We start from the raw sequence: 19,269 nt of genomic DNA on the forward strand, positions 1-19,269 counted from the left end.
GCCATGAGCGCAACCGGCATCGACATCAAAGCCTCCGCTGAGCGTCCAGTCGTGCTGGCCTGCCGCGACATCGAACGCTCCTTCGGCGGCCTTAAGGCCCTGAAGGGCACTTCGCTCGACGTGCGCGAGGGCGAGATCTTCGGCCTGGTCGGGCCGAACGGCAGCGGCAAGACCACGCTGGTCAACGTGGTCACCGGTTTCTACCCACCGAACGCCGGAACGGTCACGCTGTTCGGCGAGAACATCACCCATATCGCGCCGCACGCCATCGCGCGCCGCGGCGTCGCCCGCACGTTCCAGAACCTCGCTCTGTTCAAGGGCATGAGCGTGCTCGACAACATCCTGATCGGCCGCCACGTCCATATGCGGCCGAGCGCGCTCGGCACCTTCTTCTACTGGTGGTGGGCGCAGCGCGAGGAGCTGGCGAACCGGCGCATCGTCGAGGAAATCATCGAATTCATGCAGCTGCAGGACATTCGCGACGAACCCGTCGAGGTGATCCCGCTCGGCCTGCAGAAACGCGTCGAGCTGGCGCGCGCGCTGGTCGCCGAACCGCGCTTCCTGATCCTGGACGAGCCGATGGCCGGCATGAACCAGGAGGAGAAGGAATATATCGCCCGCTTCATCCTGGATGCCCGCGAGGCGCGCGGCGTCACCATCCTGATCATCGAGCATCACATGGACGTGGTCACCGCGATCTGCGACCGGGTCGTCGTGCTCAGCTATGGCGAGATCATTTCCGAGGGCCGGCCGCAGGAGGCGATTTCGCATCCGCGCGTGGTCTCGGCCTATCTCGGCGAGCGCGCCGCCAAGCGTCACCAGGAGGCCGCCGCACCATGAACGCGCTCCTGACCAAGCTCCCGGTGCCGGTGACCTGGGCCAAACACGAAGACGGCCAGCCGGCGACCCTGGTCGCGGCGCTCGCCCGCAACGCCGCCGAATCGGCCGACCGCATCGCTTTTCGCGAGCGTAAATACGGCGTCTGGCAGGAGCTGAGCTGGCGCGAGGTGCTGGCCGAGGTGCTGGCCATGGCGGTCGCGCTGGAGGCGCGGGGTCTGGCGCCCGGCGCCGCCCTGATCGTCATTGGCGACAACCGGCCCCGGCTCTATTTCTCCATGCTCGCGGCCAATGTGCTGCGCGCCTTCCCGTCGCCGGTCTATCCGGACGTGCCGCTCGACGAACTGGTGGTCTCGACCCGTCACGGTTCGCCGATCATCGCGGTGGCCGAAGACCAGGAGCAGGTCGACAAGCTCCTGGACCTGCGTGCCCGGATCGGCCGGCCGACCACCATCATCTATGACGACCCGCGCGGGCTCGGCAGTTATGCCGACGAGGGCATCGTGTCGTTCGAGGCGATCATCGCCGAGGGACGGGCGAGGCTCGCGCGCGAGCCGGGGCTCGCCGCTGAGCTTATCGGCCGGGCCGGCCCCGACGATGTTACGGTCCTTCTGCATTCCTCGGGCACGACCGGACAGCCGAAGGGCATTCCGCTGCGCCACCGCAACGTCACCCGCGGCGTGCTGAACGCGGCGGCGAGCGGCTATTTCCACGCGCACGAGGAACTGTTCGCCTATTTGCCGACCGCCTGGGTCGGTGACTTCGTCTTCACGCTCGGCGCCGGCCTGATGATGGTCGCCACCATCAACATCCCCGAGCGGCAGGAAACCGTCATGCACGACCTGCGCGAGGTGGCCCCGACCTTCTATCTCGCCGCGCCGCGCGCCTGGGACCAGATGTTGACGCGCATCCAGGTCGGCATGAAGAACTCGACGCCGCTCAAGCGCAAATTGTTCGACGTCTTCATGCCGCGGGCCGTCGCGCTGGAGCGCAAGCGGCTGGCCGGCGGCCAGCCGACCTTCACCGAGCGGCTGGTTCACCGGGTTGGCGACGCGCTGGTCTATGCGCCCTTGCGCGATTATCTGGGGCTCGGGCGGGCCGAGCGTGCCTTCACCGGCGGCGAGGCGCTCGGCGAGGACACTTTCCTGTTCTTCCGTGCGCTCGGCATCAAGCTGAAGCAGTTCTACGGCCAGACCGAAACCTGCGCGCTGACCGCCGCGCAAGGCGAAGGCCGGGTCAAGCTGCACACGGTCGGGCGGCCCATGGCCGGGGTCGAACTGAAGATCGACGACACGGGCGAGATCCTGGTCAAGTCGCCTTCGGTCATCGCGGGCTATTTCGACGACCCCGAGGGCACCGCCAAGGCGATCGTCGACGGCTGGCTGCACACCGGCGATGCCGGCTTCCTCGACGAGGACGGCGACCTCGTCGTGCTCGGCCGGGTCAGCGAAGTCGTGCGCACCGCCGCCGGCGAGCGCTATATCCCGAACTTCATCGAGAATCGCCTGAAGTTCAGCCCCTATATCCGCAATGTCGCGGTCATGGGCGCCGGGCGCGACCGGCTCACCGCCGTGGTCTGCATCGATTTCGACGCGGTCGGCCATTGGGCCGAGGAGCGGCGGATCTCCTACACCTCCTATGCCGACCTGTCGCAGAAACCCGAGGTGATGGACCTGGTCGGCACCGTCATCGCCCATGTCAACACGCTGCAGCCCGAAGGCCTGAGGGTCAGGCGCTTCGTCAACCTGCACAAGGATTTCGACGCCGACGACGGCGAGATCACCCGCACCCGCAAGCTCCGCCGCAACGTCATCGAGGCCACCTATGCCGCGTTGATCGAAGCGCTCTACGGCACCGAGCGGCAAACCGTGTTCGATGCCGCGATCACCTATGAAAGCGGCGAGCACGGGGTGATCCGGCGCACGCTCACGATCAGCGAGGTCCCCGCCTGATGGACGTCATCCTCATCACCGAACTGGCGCTCAGCGGGGTCTTTGTCGGCCTGATGTATGCGCTGGTCTCGCTCGGCATCGTGCTGATCTACAAGACCTCGGGGCTCGCCAACCTCGCGCAGGGCGCCATCGGCATGACCGGGGCCTATATCACCTGGGCGATCTCGGCCGGGCTCGGCGCGCCGATGTGGCTCGCCATCATCCTGGCACTGGTCGCCATGTTCTTCGCCGGCACCATGGTCGAACGCGTCGCGCTCAGGCGGATGATCGGCCAGCCGGTCATCATGACCATCATGCTGACGCTCGGCATCGAAATCCTGCTGCGCGGCCTGATGCCCGGCATTTTCGGCGCGGCGGTCAAGCGGCTCGATATCGGCATTCCCCAGGCGCCGATCTTCATCGGCGAAATGCTGATCAACCGCTCGACCATGATCGGCGGCTCGATCGCCTTCTGCCTGATCCTGCTGTCGCTTCTGTTCTTCAACTCGCGCTACGGCATCGTCATGCGCGCGGTCGCCGACGACCAGACCGCATCCTGGTCGGTCGGCATCCGCGTCGAGAAGGCGATCGCGGTCGCCTGGGGCCTCGGCGCGGTGACCGCCACCGGCGCCGGCATCCTGTGGGGCGCGACGCAAGGCGTCGACTGGTCGCTGTCGCTGCTGCTGATCAAGGCCTTGGCGATCGCCATCCTGGGCGGGCTCGATTCGATCCCGGGCGTCCTGGTCGCCGGCCTGATCGTCGGGGTCGCCGAAAGCCTCGCCACCGGCATCATCGATCCCCTGGTCGGCGGCGGCACCCGCGACATCGTCGCCTCCGTCATCATCCTTCTCACCTTGCTCCTGAAGCCTCACGGCCTGTTCGGCCGCGAGCACATCGAGAGAGTCTAGGGTCCCATGTTCTACAGGCGCGCCGGTATCCGACACACCCGCTACCAGGACGAGCGCCAGCTCTTCCCCCTGGCCTTCGACCGCTGGCTGATCCTGCTGGTGCTGGCCTTCCTCGTGGCCGCGCCGTTCACTCTCGACCGGCTCTATCTTGCCGGCTACCTGTTGCCCTGGCTGATCTGGTCGACCGCGGCGCTCGGGCTCAACCTGGTGATGGGCGGCGCCGGACAGATCCATCTCGGCTATGGCGCGGTGATGGCGATCGGCGCCTATGGCTCGGTGCATCTGGTGCGCTACGGCGTGCCGCTGGAATTCGCCATGATCGCCGGCGGCCTGCTGAGCGCCACCATCGGCATCATTTTCGGTGCCGCCGCATTGCGCGTCAAAGGCATCTATCTGGCCATGGCGACGCTCGCCATGCAGTATATCGTCGATTTCGTCATCTCGCAGACGCCGGCGATCAGCGGCGGGTCGCTCGCCACCATCCAGGTGCCGCCAGTGCGCTTCCTGGGCATGAGTGTGCGCGGCGATGTCGAGACCTATTTCGTCGCGCTGTCGGTCTGCGTGCTGGTCACCCTGTTCATGCTCAATGTCCGCCGGACCAGTTTCGGCCGGGCGCTCGCCGCCGTGCGCGAGAAGGATTATGCCGCGCAGATCCTCGGCGTCAGCACCTTCAAATACAAGCTGCTCGCCTTCTGGGTCAGCTCGTTCATCGGCGGCGTTGTCGGCTCGGTGCTGGCGGTCTGCTACCTGCGCGCGGTGTCGCCGGACCAGTTCCATATCGAGCTGTCGATCCAGCTGCTCGCCATGGTCATCGTCGGTGGTCTCGGCAGCGTGCTCGGGCCGTTCTTCGGCGCGGCGCTGATCCTGTTCGCACCGATCGTGCTGAACAATCTCATGGGCCTGGCCTCGACCACGCTCGGGGTCAGCATGTCGATCGACCTGCGCGCCCATGTGCCGCTGATGGCCTATGGCGCGCTGGTCATCGGCTTCCTGCTCTACGAGCCGCTCGGGCTCGCCAAGATCTATGACAATCTCCGGAATTATCTGCTCGTCTGGCCGTTCCGCCACGCCCAACGGTAACGGCACCAAAACAAAGGGCGGAGGAAACGCACAATGTCAGTCAACCGTCGCATCTTCCTATCCGGCACGGCGGCAGCCCTTGCCGCTCCGGCCGTGTCGACCACGGGCGCCTTTGCCCAGGACAAGGTCGTCCGCTTCACGCTGTCCCAGGACTTCACGCGCATCTACACCTTCGTGACCTCGGAATATAACCAGGGCCAGCGCGACTATTTTACCCTGATCAACGAGCGCGGCGGCATCAACGGCTATCGCATCGTCGCCGACGTTTCCGATCACGCCAACGACCTGCCGCGGGCGATCGAAGCCTATGAGCGCGGCAAGCGCGAAGGCTCGGTGCTGATCGACCCGCTGTCGACGCCGGTGGCGCGCGCGCTGGTGCCCCGGGCGCTCGAGGACAAGGTCAACCTGGTCACCGCCTATTCCGGGCGCAGCGACGCGGCCGACGGCACGAGCTTTCCCTATGTGCTGCCGCTGTCGATCAATTACTGGACCCAGGCCGGCCTGATCATCGACTATTTCCGCCAGGTCGAGAACGGCAACCTGCGTGGCAAGAAGGTGGTGTTCGTCCATATCGACACGCCCTTCGGCAAGGAGCCGCTGCCGATCCTGCAGGTGCTCGCCCAGCGCCTTGGTTTCGAGCTCCTGCCCTTCCCCTATACCCCGCCGGGTAATGACCAGGCGGCGATCTGGCCGCAGGTGCGCCGCGCCCGGCCCGATTTCGTCATCTTCTGGGGCGCCGGCGTCGGCCAGACCGTGGCGCTGACCGAAGCCATTCGCAACGGCATGCGCATGGACCGGGTCTCGTCGAGCGTCTGGCTGTCGGAATCCGACATGGACGTGGTCGGCCGCGAGGCGGCCAAGGGTGTGCTGAAGGTCGAGCCCTGCGTCAGCGGCCGCGACCCGAAGCCGATCAAGGACATCCTGGCCGAGGTGGTGGCCAAGGGCAAAGGCGCGGGTCCCGAGGCCAAGGTCGGCACCAGCTATTACAATTACGGGGTCCAGATGGCCTCGCTGATGGTCGAGGGCGTGCGCAAGGCCTTCGAGAAGGCGCCGAACGGGCCGGTGACCGGACCTTGGCTCAACGAGGGCCTGCGCTCGATCACCAATTTCACCGCCGAAGGCCTGCTGCCGCCGACCACGGTGACCAAGGAAGACCACCAGGGCGGCGGACAGGGCCGCATCGCCCGCTGGGACGGCGCGAAATTCGTGCCGGTGACCGACTGGTTCACCGCCAACCAGGACGTCGTCTGGGCCGAGGTGCGCAAATATTCGGAAGAGTTCCGGCGCTCGGGCAAGTGAGGCCCTGAGCGTCGCGACGCCCGGCTGCCTGGATATGTCCCGCTCTCCGCCTCGTATGGCCGGGAGCGGGACCGAAGCGGAGTGCTTGATGACCCTTCTCACGCTCAACAATGTCGAGGTGGTCTATGACCGCGTGTTCCTGGCGGTCAAAGGCGTGTCGATCGACGTGCCCGAGCGCGGCCTCGTCGCCCTGCTCGGCGCCAATGGCGCCGGCAAGAGCACGATCCTGAAATCGATCAGCGGCCTGTTGAAGCCCGAGCGCGGCGAGGTCTCGCGCGGCGAGGTGTCCTTTGCCGGCGACGATATCCTGGCGCTCGACCCGCCGGACCGGGTCCGGCGCGGCATCGCTCATGTGCTGGAGGGCCGACGCGTCTTCGGCCACCTGACGCCGGAGGAAAACCTGATCGCGGCGGCCTCGATGCATCGCGACCGCGGCCATGTCACGGCCTTGATCGACAAGGTGTTCGGCATGTTTCCACGGCTGAAGCAGCGGGCCAAGGCGAAGGCCGGTTATCTCTCCGGCGGCGAGCAGCAGATGCTGGCGATCGGCCGGGCGCTGATGACCGAACCGAAGCTCCTGATGCTCGACGAGCCGAGCCTGGGGCTGGCGCCGTTCCTGGTCGACGAGATCTTCGACATCGTCCGCAGCATCAATGCCGATAGCGGCGTCGCCGTGCTGCTGGTGGAGCAGAACGCGGCGGCCGCCCTCGACATTGCCGAACAGGCCTATCTGATCGAGAACGGCCGGATCCTGATGGGCGGCGCGGCCGAGGTGCTGCGCAGCAATCCCGACGTCGCCGAGGCCTATCTCGGCGGCAATCACAAGGTCGATTATCACGCGGTGAAGCATTATCGGCGGCGCAAGCGCTGGCTCGCCTGAGCGGCGGCGGCGCCTCGGCGCGAAGGCCCGGCCAATGCAAGCCATAGCCGGCGCGCCCAATCCGGGTTAGTCAGCCCGCCGGTTTCATCGCGACGAAAGGAGGCCCGACATGCGTGACGGGCTTTACAGGCTGCGTTTCCAGAGCCCGCTCGGCTGGGGCACCGGGGTGCTGCACGTCCAGGACGGCCGGCTCTGGGGCGGCGATGGCGGCTTTTATTTCATCGGGACCCAGGGCCAGCAGGGCAATCGGGTGACCCTCGACGTCACCACCCATCGGCACAGCCAGCGGCCGGGGCTGGAGACGATCTTCGGCCAGGACGAGGTCCATGTCCGGCTGATCGGGACCCCGGAAGGCGACAAGATCCTGTGTGACGGCACGGTCGACGAAATGCCGGGGGCGCAGTTCCTGGTCGAGCTGGTCTGGCTGGCCGACTGAAAGCCCTGGCCTCAGGCCGGCTTCCCGCCTTGTCCGAGCCTGACGTGGCGGAGCATGCGCAGGGTCGCCAGCACCGCAATGGCCGAGAGCAGCGTCGACAGGGCGAAGAGCGGGCCGTAACCGAGCCAGTCGGCGATCCGGCCCGACAGCATCGAGCCGGCGAGATAGACCACCAGCTGGGCACAGGCGAGAATGGTGAAATCGGTGCCCGGCTGGTCCGACGAGCTCACCGCCATGAACAGGCTGTAGAGCGCGACGATTTCCATGTAGCGGATCAGGGTCTGGAAACCGGCGGCGCCGAACAGCGCCTCCTTGCCGGTGATCATGCCGAAGGCGTGCAGCGCGAACAGCAGGAAGCAGAGCGTGCGCATGCCGCCGAGCAGGCTCAGCACGAAGCTCAGGCCGCGCCGCTTGATCAGCCAGGCGGCAATGGCCGAGCCGGCGATGCCGGCGGTGGCGGCGGCGGTGCCGGAGAGATAGCCGATCTGGTTCAAGGGCACGCCGACATCGACCAGATAGGGACCCTCCATCGCCTTCACGAAGCCTTCGCTGGCCCGGTAGATCAGCGCGATCCACAGGATCTGCCGCGCTTCGGGCCGCCTGAGAAAGGCCATCAGCGAGGGCCGTGGCGCGGTTGCCGCCGAGGCTGCCGGATCGTCCTCGCGCATCATCACGGCGGCGACCAGCGGCAGCACCGAGAAGGCCGCGATGGTGATCAGCATCCAGGCCCAGCCGACATAATGATAAAGCACCAGGCCAAGCGTGCCGCCGATCACGACACCGAAGGCGACGGCGCCGCCCTGGATGGCATTGCCCACCGCCCGGTCCTGTTCCGGCAGGTATTTGGCGGCATAACCGTCGGTGGCGATGTCCTGGGTGGCAAGCAGCAGCGAGGCGATGAACCCGATGACCAGCACCGCCCTGACATCGGTGACCTCGACGGCGAGCAGCGCGAGAATGCAGCCGACGATGCCGGCCTGGGTGAGAAATACCCAGCTCGCGCGATGGGCGCGGGCGACCGGCCGGATGCGGTCGACCAGCGGCGCCCAGAGGAATTTCAGCACCAGCGGCAGGAACAGGATGGCAATCGAGCCGATGGCGGTGCGCGAAACGCCCTGCTCGCGCATGATCGGCGGGATAGCCGCCGCGAACAGGTAGGACGGGATCGCCTGGGCGACATAGAGCCCGGCGAGCACCACGAACAGGCGCATGCGGCCCGGCGGCCTGGCGGCATCGAGTGCAAGCGTCATGAGGCAGCTCCCAGATGGGCGAGCAGGGCGGCGCGGCCGGCGGCCTCGTCGGCGGCGACCGAGACCGGGAACGACCAGAGCTTCTGGAACACCGCGGCGGTCTCGGCGGTGGCGCCGGGGCGGACCATGGCGATGCCGCGGCAATGACGGTTCATGTGGTCGCGCGTCGCCTTGTACCAGAGCGCCTGTTCGCGCTCGCCGGCCGGCGACAGCTTGCCGCCGCCGCCGAACAGGGTGAGCAGGGCGTAGTGGCCGTCCAGCCGGCCGACGAGTCTGAGCGCGTCGAGATAGGCGCGCTCGTCGCCGGCCTGGTCGGGCGGCAGCAACGCCAAGGTGACGATGCCGTCGGCGCCCTGGTCGAGTTTCACCATGATCGAGGCTCAGAAGCTGCGGCGATAGCCGGCGGTGACGGTGCGGCCCCAGGCATAGCTGGTGAGGTTGCGCACCGAGGTCGCCGAGGGGTTTTCGTAGAGCGTGTCGAACAGGTTGTTGACCGCCAGGAAGGCCTGGCCGCCATGGACGGGGGCGGTCACCGAGGCGTTCATGGTGAAGCCCGGGCGGATCGTATAGATCGTGCCGGCAAGGTTGATCGGCTGCTCGCGGCCGGTGAAACCGACGCCTTCGACCCGCAGCGCCACGTCGTTGTCAAAACGATAGGTGCCGTAGAGCGTGCCGCGGAACGGGTTGGCGATGCGGTTATTGGGCAGCCAGCTGTCGAGCCGGCCGTCCTTGTTGGAATCGTAGCGGCCCTCGCGATAGGTCAGGTTGGTTCCCAGGGTGAAGGCGCTGGACAGCGCCACTTCGCCCTGGAACTCGACGCCGTAGATCATCTCCTTCTGCTGCGACAGCTGGTTGGTGACCGAATCGAAGGTGACGCCGTCATTGGAGGTGCTGACGAAGCCGGCGAGACCGCCGCGGAACGATCCAATGCGGCCGCGAATGCCGATCTCGTAATTGTTCACCAGCTGGGCGCGCGGCGCGATGCTCGCATAGCTGACCGTGGTGCCCGCCGGCAGGCAGGCCGGCATCATGACCGGGCAGGCATAGGCGAGCGTCGAGCCGGCACGGCGAGTGAAGGCGCCGATATCGGGCAGGGCATAGCCTTGGCTGAAGCCGCCATAGATGTCGATCGTGTCGGTCAGCTTGAAGGTGGCGCCGAGATTGTAGGTGGGGGCCGAATAGTTGAACGAGCCGCCGGTGACGCGCAGCGCCGGCAGCAGGAACACCGTCGCCGCGCTGAGCCCGGCATAGACGTCCGGGCGGGTATAGTCGGACACGGTCAGGGCGAAGTTCTCGTAGCGGATGCCGCCGCGCACGGTCAGCCGGTCGGTGATCGGCACCTGCAGCAGGGTGAAGCCGGCAAGCGTCGTCTGGGCCAGCGGGGTGAACACGGCGCGGCCGTCGGTCAGTTCCTGCGAGGTGTGGTCGCGCACCGCGTCGACGCCCCAGGTCAGCTTGGTGCCGCGCCACAGGAAGTCGAGCGGCGTGTCGACGGTGGCGTTCACGCCGTAGCGGGTCGAATGCAGGATGGTCTGGTTGGCCGGGCTGGTCGGCGAGGCCGGGTTGCCGGAATAATAGACCTGGCTGTTATAGGGGAACGAATAGCTCGAATAATTGAAGCGCTTGTTGGTGTCGTTGTAGAAACCCAGCACCGAGAGATTGCCGAGCAGGAACGAGGTGTCGGTATAGCGTGCCTGGAACGCGCTGGTGCGCTCCATGACGCTCTGGCCCGCATAGAGCGTGCTGGTGTCGGGCCGGGCATAGGTGCCGGAATAGAGCGTGTTGTATTGCGGGTTCTGCTCGAGCCGGATCATGTTGGCCGAGATCTCGAAGCGGCGTGCGGCATCGAAGTTGTAGCCGAGGCGCGCGAACAGATTGCCGTTCCAGTAGCGGTCGCCGCCGCCCTGGCCGAGCATGGCGTCGGACGCGAGTTCGCGGCCGGCGCCGTCATAGGTCCGGCCAGCGGCGCGGCCGGTGGCGATGACCGAATAGTCGAAGCCGTTCTGGCCGCCGAGCACGCTGACCGAGACCTCGGGCGCCAGCGAATTGCCGGGATTGGCGGTGAAGGCGCGCAAGGCCGTGCTCACCGTCACCTGCGGCTTGCCGTCGACCGGCCGGCGGGTGATGAAATTGACCGTGCCGCCGGTGGCGCCGGCGCCGTAGAGGCTGGAGGCGCCGGAGGCCACCTCGATCCGCTCGATCGAATTCAGGTCGATCATCGCCGCGATGCGCGAGACGTCGCGCAGCGGCGTGTTCAGCGGCACGCCGTCGATCATCACCAGCAGGCCGCGGCCGCGATAGCTTTCCGAGGCCCCCGAAATGGTCTCGGTCGAGGCCGAGTAGCCCGGGATCAGCTTGCTCAGCGCCACCGCCGGATTGTTGGAGAATTGCAGCTGCTGCTCGATCTCGGCGCGTTCGATCACCTGGACGGTGGTCGGGACCTGCTCGATCGGGCGCGCCGCGCGGGTCGCGGTGACCGTGATCTCATCCAGAGCCATGCTCTGTTGAGCATGAGCCGGAAAGGCTAGAACCGTTCCAACAAGACCCCCAAGGCCCGCGGCCATCAGAGCCGTGCCAGTCCTGTGCAATCTTGGCGCGCGGTGCATCTCTATCGTCCAGTCACAATGCCATCGAAGCGCCGCAAAATGCAGATGCGATGCTATCGCGTCAATCGGCAATAGACGATCTGTTAAACTATATACTTGTTCTAGACTGCCTACTCTTTAAATCCTCTAAAAACTGAAAATAGATTAGACCACTTATAATCTGGACCTTGGGCGCGTAGGGGCGAGCCGCCCGCCCCGGCCAAGCGCGGGCGGGATGGCTCCAATGCGGCGCTGGCCGGCCGGGCGCGGTGGCAGCGGTGGCCGGGCATGCTAGCTTGCGGCCGAATTTTCTCCGCAGCAGAAGGCCCGCCATGACGGTTCTCGACAAGATCAAGGCATTCGAAGACACGATGACGGCCTGGCGCCAGGATCTGCATCGCCACCCCGAGATCGGCTTCGAGGAGAAGCGGACCTCCGACTTCATCGCCCGCACGCTCGACGGCTTCGGTTTCGAAGTGCATCGCCAGGTCGGCAAGACCGGCGTGGTCGGCCGGCTGAAGGTCGGCGACAGCGCCCGCTCCATCGGCCTGCGCGCCGATATGGACGCGCTGCCGATGCAGGAGGCCAACACCTTCGCGCACCGCTCGACGATCGACGGACGGATGCATGCCTGCGGCCATGACGGCCATGTCGCGAGCCTGCTCGGCGCGGCGCGCTACCTGTCGGAAACCCGGCGCTTCGACGGTGTCGTCAACCTCATCTTCCAGCCGGCCGAGGAAGGGCTCGGCGGCGCCAAGGCCATGCTGGCCGACGGGCTGTTCGACCGCTTCCCCTGCGATGTCGTGTTCGGTTTCCACAATGCGCCGAACCTGGCGCTCGGCAAGTTCGCGATCCGGCCGGGCCCGATGATGGCCGGCGGCGCCTTTTTCGACATCATCGTCAAGGGCAAGGGCTCGCACGGCGCGCATCCCGAGTTCAGCGTCGATCCGGTGCTGACCGCCTGCCATATCGTCACGGCGCTGCAGTCGATTCCGGCGCGCAATGTCGGCGCGGTCGATTCCGCCGTCATCAGCGTCACCCGGATCGAAGGCGGCGATGCCTATAACGTCGTGCCCAATCAGGCGGCGATCCGCGGCACCGCCCGCTGGTTCAAGCCGGAGATCCTGGAGATCATCCAGACCAATATGAAGCGCATCGCGACCGGCGTCGCAGCCGGTTTCGGCGCCACCGCGGAGGTCGATTTCCGGCTGATCTTCGCGCCTTTGGTCAATGACAGCGACGAGACCACCTTTGCCGCCGATGTCGCGGCCGAGATCGCGGGCGAAGCCAATGTCAACCGCCACAAGGACCTGATCATGGGCTCGGAGGACTTCTCTTTCATGCTCGAGAAGGTGCCCGGCGCCTATATCAATATCGGCAATGGCGACAGCGCCAATGTCCATAACCCGAGCTACGACTTCAACGACGCGCTGCTGCCCTATGCGGCGAGCCTCTATGCGCGGCTGGTGGAGCGCCGGCTGGCGACCAATCGGATCGCCGCCTGAGCCTCCGGGTGTGACCGGGCCGGATGGCAAACGCCATCCGGCTTGACCTCGGCGCGGCGCTTGGACAGGCTTCGGTCAAGGCGCGCTCGTAGCCGCGGCCGACAGCTTGGAAACGCCTGCCCATGAAAAAGCTCGTCAACGACCCGCGCCATGTCGTGCGCGAGATGCTCGAAGGGCTTGTCGCCCTCTGCCCGCAGCAGGCGCTGCTGGCCGACGAGGACGTGATCATCCGGGCCGGCTTGCCGGAGCCCGCGCAGCGCAAGGTCGCGGTGCTGTCTGGTGGCGGCGCCGGCCACGAGCCGGCCCATGCCGGTTATGTCGGGGCCGGATTGCTGACCGCGGCCGTTTCCGGCGACGTCTTCACCTCGCCGAGCACGGATGCCGTCCTGTCGGCGATTCGCGCCGCCGCGGGGCCGGCCGGGGCGGTCCTGATCGTCAAGAACTATACCGGCGACCGGCTGAATTTCGGCCTGGCCGCCGAACTCGCCAAGGCCGAGGGCATTCCGGCCGAGATCGTCGTGGTCGCCGACGACGTGGCCCTGCACGACACCGTGCCGGCCGAGCGGCGCCGGGGCATTGCCGGAACGGTGCTGGTGCACAAGGTGGCGGGCGCCGCGGCGGAAGCCGGCTGGCCGCTGGCCCGGGTCGCCGAAGCGGCACGGGCCGCGGCGCGGGAGCTCGGCACGATGGGAGTGGCGCTCGGGGCCTGCACGGTGCCGGCCGCCGGCCGGCCCGGCTTCGTGCTCGGCGAGGATGAGGTCGAGCTCGGGCTCGGCATTCACGGCGAGCAGGGCGTGCGGCGTGGCGTGCTCGAAGCGGCCGATCAACTGGTCGACACCATTCTCGACGTCATCCTGAAGGACCGGGCCCTCGGCGCCGGCGCCCGGGTGGCGCTGCTGGTCAACGGGCTCGGCGGCACACCGCCGATGGAGCTGGCGATCGTCGCGCGCCGGGCGCTTGCGGTGCTGCGCGAGCGCGGTCTGCGGGTCGAACGCGCCTGGAGCGGCAATTTCCTGACCGCCATCGAGATGCCCGGCTGTTCGTTGTCGCTGCTGACCGTCGACGACGACCGCCTCGCCTTGCTCGATGCCCTGGCCTCGGCCCCGGCCTGGCCGGGCAGCGGCCGGATCGAGCAGCCGAAGATCCTGCCCGGACCGGCGCGCGCCGCCGACAATGGCGCGGCCGGCGGGGTCGCGGACCTGCAACTGCGCGCCATGCTGTTCAAGGTCGCCGCCAAGCTCGAAGCGGCCGAAGAGCAACTCACCGCCCTCGACAGCGCCGCCGGCGACGGCGATCTCGGCATCAGCATGCTGCGCGGCGCCGAAGCGCTCCGGGCCCTGCCCGACGGCGCCTTCAGCGATGCCTCGACCGCGCTGACCGCGCTCGCCGGCGCCTTGCGCCGGGCGATCGCCGGCAGTTCCGGACCGTTCTACGCGGTGGCGCTGATGCGAGGCGCCCGGATCATCGACCAGGGCGGGGCGCGGCCCGACGCCCGGGTTCTGGCCGCGGCGTTCCGCGCCGGGGTCGATGCCATCGCCGAGCTCGGCGGAGCCAGGGCCGGCGACCGCACCATGCTGGATGCCCTGATGCCGGCCGCGGAGGCTTTCGAGGCGGCGGCGAATGACGGAAGCGCGCTGCCCGAGGCCTGGCGGGCGGCGATCGCCGCCGCCGACAAGGGGCTTGCCGCGACCGCCGAGATGCGGCCAAGGCTCGGCCGCGCCGCCTATCTCGGCGACCGGGCGCTCGGCACGCCCGATGCCGGCGCCGCCGCGGTGACGGTCTGGATGCGCGGGTTGCTCTGACCGGCGTCATCCGCCGCCGCGTCCCGACGCGTATACCCGCAAGGGATGGGACGACGGCGCAAAAAACACCCTGTCCGAGGACCGAGCCTTGAGCGACATCGTCAGTCATGATCCCCGCTTCGCCGGCCTGGTAATCGGCCATGCCAGGCTCGAAAGGCTGTTCACCGGCTGCCGCTGGGCCGAAGGGCCGGCCTATTTCCCGGCCGGCAAATACCTGATCTGGTCGGACATTCCGAACGACCGGCTGCTGCGCTACGACGAAACCGACGGCTCGGTGTCGGTGTTCATGAGCCCGTGCAACCACCATAACGGCCATACCGTCGACCGCCAGGGCCGGCTGGTGTCCTGCGAGCATCGCGGCCGCTGCGTCTCGCGCATCGAGCCTGACGGCAGCCGGACCGTGCTCGCCGACCGCTGGCACGGCAAGCGGCTGAACTCGCCGAACGACGTGGTGGTCAAATCGGACGGCGCGATCTGGTTCACCGATCCGACCTACGGCATCGACAGCGATTACGAGGGTGATGCCGCCCAAAGCGAGATCGGCGCTTCCCATGTGTTCCGGATCGACCCGGCGACCGGCGCGGTCGACACCATGATCACCGACCGGGTGAAGCCGAACGGCCTCGCCTTCTCGCCCGACGAGAAGCTCCTCTATGTCGCCGATACCGGCCGCTCCCACGTGCCGGACCTCGCCGTCACGATCACGGCCTACGAGGTCGCCTATGACGGCAAGTCGGTGTCGCGGCCACGCCTGTTCGCCACCTGTCCGGCCGGCTTTTTCGATGGCTTGCGCGTGGATGTCCACGGCAATGTCTGGACCTCGGCGGGCCATGACGTGTTCTGCTACGCGCCCGACGGCACCCATCTCGGCACGATCCGGATCGGCGAGATCGTCGGCAATGTCTGTTTCGGCGGCCCGAAGCGCAACCGGCTCTATATCTGCGGCCAGACCTCGCTTTATGCGCTCTACCTGAACACGAGGGGCCTGGCCTGGACCTGAGGTCGTGCGCGTTGCGCTGCTGGAATTGCGGTGTTGCGCCTCGCTCGTCCTGGCCGGGCTTGTCCCGGCCATCCACGTCTTCTTGTCACGGACTCAAGTCGTGGATGCCCGGCCCAAGGCCGGGCAAGACGCGGTGCGTGAGCTTGCGGGCCGGCTTGCGGTCCCGCCAAACAAGAACCCCCGGGCGCTGGGCGACCGGGGGTTCGGCATCAGTGGGCGTGATGGGCTGCGATCAGGCGGTCGCCTCGATCACCCGGCCGGCCTTCTCGACCATTTCGGCGATCTGGCTTTCGGTGACGATCAGCGGCGGGGTCAGCACGATGGCGTCGCCGGCGGTGCGGATCATCAGGCCTTCCTCGTGGAAGGCGTGCTCGAGCGCGTCGTAGCCGCGCTTGCCGACCGCGTCCTTGCGGCTCTCGAAATCGACCGCGGCGGTCAGGCCGACCTGGCGGATGTCGAGCACGCCCGGCTTGGTCTTCAGGCTCATCACGGCCTCGGCCCAGAGCGGCTCGAGCGCCTTGGCCCGCTCGAACAGACCCTCGTCGCGATAGAGATCGAGGGTGGCCAGGCCCGCGGCGCAGGCGAGCGGGTGGGCCGAATAGGTATAGCCATGGAACAGCTCGACCACATGGGCCGGGCCGGTCATGAAGGTGTCGTGGATCTCCTTGCGGGCGATGACGCCGCCCATCGGGGCGGTGGCATTGGTGACGCCCTTGGCGAAGGTCAGGAGATCCGGGGTGACGCCGTAGCGCTCGGAGGCGAAGGGGTGGCCGAGCCGGCCGAAGCCGGTGATGACCTCGTCGAAGATCAACAGGATGTCGTGCTTGGTGCAGATCTCGCGCAGCCGCTTGAGATAGCCCTTCGGCGCCGGCAGCACGCCGGTAGATCCGGCCATCGGCTCGACCATGACGGCGGCGATGGTGGAGGCGTCGTGCAGGGCGACGATCCGCTCCAGCTCGTCGGCGAGATGGGCGCCCCACTCGGGCTCGCCGACCGAGAAGCGCTGCTCCTCGCGGTTATAGGTATGCGGCAGGTGATCGGCGCCGGCGAGCAGCGAGCCGAAGAACTTGCGGTTGGGCACGATGCCGCCGACGGTGATGCCGCCGAAGCCGACGCCGTGATAGCCGCGCTCGCGGCCGATCAGGCGGGTCTTGGAGCCCTTGCCGCGGACATTCCAATAGGCCAGCGCGATCTTCAGCGCGGTGTCGGCGGCTTCCGAGCCGGAATTGCAGAAGAACACGTGATCGAGATCGGCCGGTGCCAGGGCGGCGATGCGGCTCGCCAGCTCGAAGGCCTTGGGGTGGCCATATTGGAAGGAGGGCGCGAAATCGAGCTCGGCGGCCTGTTTCTGGATGGCCTGGACGATCGGGTCCCGGCCGTGGCCGGCATTCGAGCACCAGAGCCCGGCCGTGCCGTCCATCACCGGACGGCCTTCCGGCGTGTAATAATACATGTCCTTGGCGCGGGCGATCATGCGCGGCCGGGCCTTGAAGGCGCGGTTCGAGGTGAACGGCATCCAGAACGCCTCGAGATCGTTCGGAACCGAGGCGGTGCCGACCGAATCGGCATCGACAAGACGCAACGCGGACGCTTTGGACATGATGGTCTCCGGGAGAGCGGGAATTCGGCGAGGACGATATCAGCGCCAAGGGCGCACGCAACCGACACCGACGCGCGGGTGATCTGCGGGCCGTCGAATTGTCGTCCTCGCGGCGGGCGGGGGGCGCCCGGCCGGCTACAGCACCACGACCTTGGTGCCGACGCGGACGCGTTCGTAGAGATCGGTGACGTCCTCGTTGCGCATGCGGAAGCAGCCCGAGGAGACGTAGGTGCCGATGGTGTGCGGCTCGTTGGAGCCGTGGATGCGGTAGAGCGAGGAGCCCAGATACATGGCGCGCGCGCCCAGCGGATTGGCCGGGCCGCCGGCCATGAAGCGCGGCAGGTCGGGGCGCCGGCGCAGCATGTCGGCGGGCGGGCGCCAGTCCGGCCACTCGGCCTTGCGGGTGATCGTCTTGGCGCCGGTCCAGCCGAAGCCGGGCCGGCCGACGCCGACGCCGTAGCGCCTGGCCATGCCATTGGCCTCGACCAGGTAGAGGAAACGCTCGCGGGTATCGATGACGATGGTGCCGGGCCGCTGGCTCGTCTGATAGGCGACGGTCTGCGGCAGGAAGCGCGGATCCATGCCGCGCGGTACGCCCGGCTGGTCCGGCATGGCCTGAAAATCGGGTGCGCGCGCGGCGCGCCGCTGCAACGGGATGACCCGCTGCTCGATCGGCCCGGGCGAAACGCCGGTCATCGGCTGCATCGGAACGGCGCGCGGATTGCGCGGAGCCGGCGGCGCCTCGCCGCCGTTGAACAGATATTCGATGAAGCCGCCGCCCATGCCGCCGCCCATGCCGCCGCGCCGGCCCGGCGAAGCCGGTTCGGCATAGGCGGTCATCGGACGGTCGCGCACCGAGCCGGGGCGGGCCGGCATCGCGCCGCGCTCGGCATAGATGGCGCCGCGCGGGGCGGGCGCACCGTCCTGGGCGAGAGCGGCACCCGAGGCCAACAGGCCGATGCAGAGTGCGGAAAAGGTGAGCTTGCTCATCGACGAACCCGGTCAAACCTGTCGGCGGGGCGGGGAGCCCCGGTCTTCCGCCCCACTGAACCGCCGAAACCGCGAGAAAACGGTAAACGCCGGGGCCGCGCGGATCCGACACCATCACCCGCGGCGGCGAAGTCTTCTTTAGGCTTAACCATCGGTAAAATGGCACCGCACATGGTAAGCGATCCCTGAATTAGCCGAATGGAAAGGTTAACCGCTTTTCACATGCCGACCCTGGGCTTTGCGGCGCCGGCGGAACCCGTTCTTAACCACGCGCGACCGAGGGTCTCGGCACGGGCCCTGGATGGTCCGGCCGGTCGTCGACATTCAGGTTGTTCATGCGCGCCAACAAGAAAGCCTTCCGCATCGAATCCTTCTCTCAGCCGGCGGAACTTGCCGCCTGGGCGGCGAATGACGGCGCGGCGCCGGGTGCGGGCCACCAGGAGATCATGTCCGAGCTGAAGGCGCTGCGCGCCATGATCCAGCCGGCCGAGGAGGTCTCCCGGCAGATGATCGAGGCCTATCGGGGCGAGATGCAGGAGGCAATGAAGCTCAAGGCCGAGCTCGACAGCATCTACCAGGCGATCAACGAGACCAAGCACGAGATCGCGACGCTGCATGTCTCCGGCTTCCAGGGCAAGCAGATGACCCGGGTCACCCATGAGCTCGACGCGATCGTGTCGGGCACGGAGGAGGCGACCGAGGGCATTCTGACCGCGGCGGAGGCGATCGACCAGATCGCCAGCCACCTGTCGGCGAAGCTCAAGAGCCAGCAGGACCGCGGCGCCATCGACGATGTCCAGCAGAAGATCATCACGATCTTCGAGCACTGCAATTTCCAGGACCTGACCGGGCAGCGCATCACCAAGGTGGTCAATACGCTGAAATTCATCGAGGAACGCATCGTCAAGATGATGGACATCTGGGGCGGCCTCGACAGCTTCAAGGACGTCGATGTCGAAGCCATCGCGGAAGCGACCGGCGACGCGGCCCTGGTCAACGGGCCGAAGATCGACGGCGAAAGCGGCCATGCCAGCCAGGACGACATCGACGCATTGTTCGGCTGAGCCCGGGAGGCGGGCGGGGCGGGAGCAGCCGGTGCTGCGCCCTCAAAGCAACAATCGCTCGCCCTGATTCCGCCCCGTGCCGATCCGAGTGTAGCATCGGTT

The 19,269-nt window shown here is 67.4% G+C and carries 16 protein-coding genes; 11 read left to right on the top strand and 5 right to left on the bottom strand.

Annotated elements, in window-relative coordinates; translation table 11 throughout:
* The first annotated feature begins 3 nt into the window (after positions 1-3).
* From AC07WJ_RS02075 to AC07WJ_RS02105, 7 genes are all read left to right on the top strand, one after another.
* The gene (locus tag AC07WJ_RS02075; protein ID WP_494932868.1) at positions 4-840 is read left to right on the top strand and encodes an ABC transporter ATP-binding protein; all 837 of its coding nucleotides are present in this window, start codon (positions 4-6) and stop codon (positions 838-840) included.
* Positions 837-2,789, top strand: coding sequence for an AMP-dependent synthetase/ligase (locus AC07WJ_RS02080; protein ID WP_494932869.1), 1,953 nt, complete (start codon positions 837-839; stop codon positions 2,787-2,789). Before AC07WJ_RS02075 ends, AC07WJ_RS02080 begins: the two co-directional genes overlap by 4 nt.
* A complete protein-coding gene (locus AC07WJ_RS02085; RefSeq protein ID WP_494932870.1) occupies positions 2,789-3,676 on the top strand; it encodes a branched-chain amino acid ABC transporter permease in 888 nt (295 codons plus the stop codon). Before AC07WJ_RS02080 ends, AC07WJ_RS02085 begins: the two co-directional genes overlap by 1 nt.
* A gap of 6 nt (positions 3,677-3,682) precedes the next feature.
* Entirely contained in the window at positions 3,683-4,756 is a 1,074-nt protein-coding gene (locus AC07WJ_RS02090) for a branched-chain amino acid ABC transporter permease (RefSeq protein WP_494932871.1), read from the top strand.
* A gap of 33 nt (positions 4,757-4,789) precedes the next feature.
* Complete coding sequence (locus tag AC07WJ_RS02095; RefSeq protein ID WP_494932872.1) at positions 4,790-6,055, top strand: ABC transporter substrate-binding protein; 1,266 nt, start codon at positions 4,790-4,792, stop codon at positions 6,053-6,055.
* An 88-nt stretch (positions 6,056-6,143) separates the two neighbouring features.
* Entirely contained in the window at positions 6,144-6,935 is a 792-nt protein-coding gene (locus AC07WJ_RS02100; protein WP_494932873.1) for an ABC transporter ATP-binding protein, read from the top strand.
* A 109-nt stretch (positions 6,936-7,044) separates the two neighbouring features.
* A complete protein-coding gene (locus tag AC07WJ_RS02105) occupies positions 7,045-7,371 on the top strand; it encodes a hypothetical protein (RefSeq protein ID WP_494932874.1) in 327 nt (108 codons plus the stop codon).
* Positions 7,372-7,382: 11 nt separating this feature from the next.
* On the opposite strand, the gene AC07WJ_RS02110 is transcribed toward AC07WJ_RS02105, so the two are convergent.
* Genes AC07WJ_RS02110 through AC07WJ_RS02120 form a run of 3 tightly spaced genes read right to left on the bottom strand, consistent with a single transcriptional unit; the run spans position 7,383 to position 11,119 of the window.
* Positions 7,383-8,621 (bottom strand): MFS transporter, encoded by a 1,239-nt coding sequence (locus AC07WJ_RS02110; RefSeq protein ID WP_494932875.1) that lies wholly within the window; start codon positions 8,619-8,621, stop codon positions 7,383-7,385.
* Positions 8,618-8,992 carry a hypothetical protein gene (locus AC07WJ_RS02115; RefSeq protein WP_494932876.1) on the bottom strand — a complete coding sequence of 125 codons (375 nt, stop codon included), beginning with the start codon at positions 8,990-8,992 and terminating at the stop codon, positions 8,618-8,620. The genes AC07WJ_RS02110 and AC07WJ_RS02115 overlap by 4 nt, the downstream gene beginning before the upstream one ends.
* A 9-nt stretch (positions 8,993-9,001) precedes the next feature.
* Positions 9,002-11,119: a TonB-dependent receptor gene (locus AC07WJ_RS02120; protein ID WP_494932877.1), complete on the bottom strand. Its 2,118-nt coding sequence runs from the start codon at positions 11,117-11,119 to the stop codon at positions 9,002-9,004.
* Between the two features lie 419 nt (positions 11,120-11,538).
* Here AC07WJ_RS02120 and AC07WJ_RS02125 point away from each other — a divergent pair, with 419 nt between their 5' ends.
* The 3 genes from AC07WJ_RS02125 (at position 11,539) to AC07WJ_RS02135 (ending at position 15,513) form a co-directional block, all read left to right on the top strand.
* Positions 11,539-12,711, top strand: coding sequence for a M20 aminoacylase family protein (locus tag AC07WJ_RS02125; protein ID WP_494932878.1), 1,173 nt, complete (start codon positions 11,539-11,541; stop codon positions 12,709-12,711).
* 122 nt (positions 12,712-12,833) lie between these two features.
* Positions 12,834-14,513: a dihydroxyacetone kinase family protein gene (locus AC07WJ_RS02130; protein WP_494932879.1), complete on the top strand. Its 1,680-nt coding sequence runs from the start codon at positions 12,834-12,836 to the stop codon at positions 14,511-14,513.
* A gap of 88 nt (positions 14,514-14,601) precedes the next feature.
* Positions 14,602-15,513, top strand: a complete 912-nt coding sequence (locus tag AC07WJ_RS02135) for an SMP-30/gluconolactonase/LRE family protein (protein ID WP_494932880.1) — start codon at positions 14,602-14,604, stop codon at positions 15,511-15,513.
* 232 nt (positions 15,514-15,745) lie between these two features.
* Here AC07WJ_RS02135 and aptA read toward each other — a convergent pair whose 3' ends face one another.
* Together aptA and AC07WJ_RS02145 are read right to left on the bottom strand one after the other, a co-directional pair.
* The gene (gene aptA / locus AC07WJ_RS02140) at positions 15,746-17,113 is read right to left on the bottom strand and encodes an omega-aminotransferase AptA (protein WP_494932881.1); all 1,368 of its coding nucleotides are present in this window, start codon (positions 17,111-17,113) and stop codon (positions 15,746-15,748) included.
* Between the two features lie 135 nt (positions 17,114-17,248).
* Positions 17,249-18,103: a L,D-transpeptidase gene (locus AC07WJ_RS02145; RefSeq protein WP_494932882.1), complete on the bottom strand. Its 855-nt coding sequence runs from the start codon at positions 18,101-18,103 to the stop codon at positions 17,249-17,251.
* Positions 18,104-18,549: 446 nt separating this feature from the next.
* Here AC07WJ_RS02145 and AC07WJ_RS02150 point away from each other — a divergent pair, with 446 nt between their 5' ends.
* Positions 18,550-19,167, top strand: coding sequence for a protein phosphatase CheZ (locus AC07WJ_RS02150; protein WP_494932883.1), 618 nt, complete (start codon positions 18,550-18,552; stop codon positions 19,165-19,167).
* Positions 19,168-19,269: the final 102 nt, after the last annotated feature.

It is taken from the genome of Phreatobacter sp. GW821-FHT04C01 (assembly GCF_059420385.1).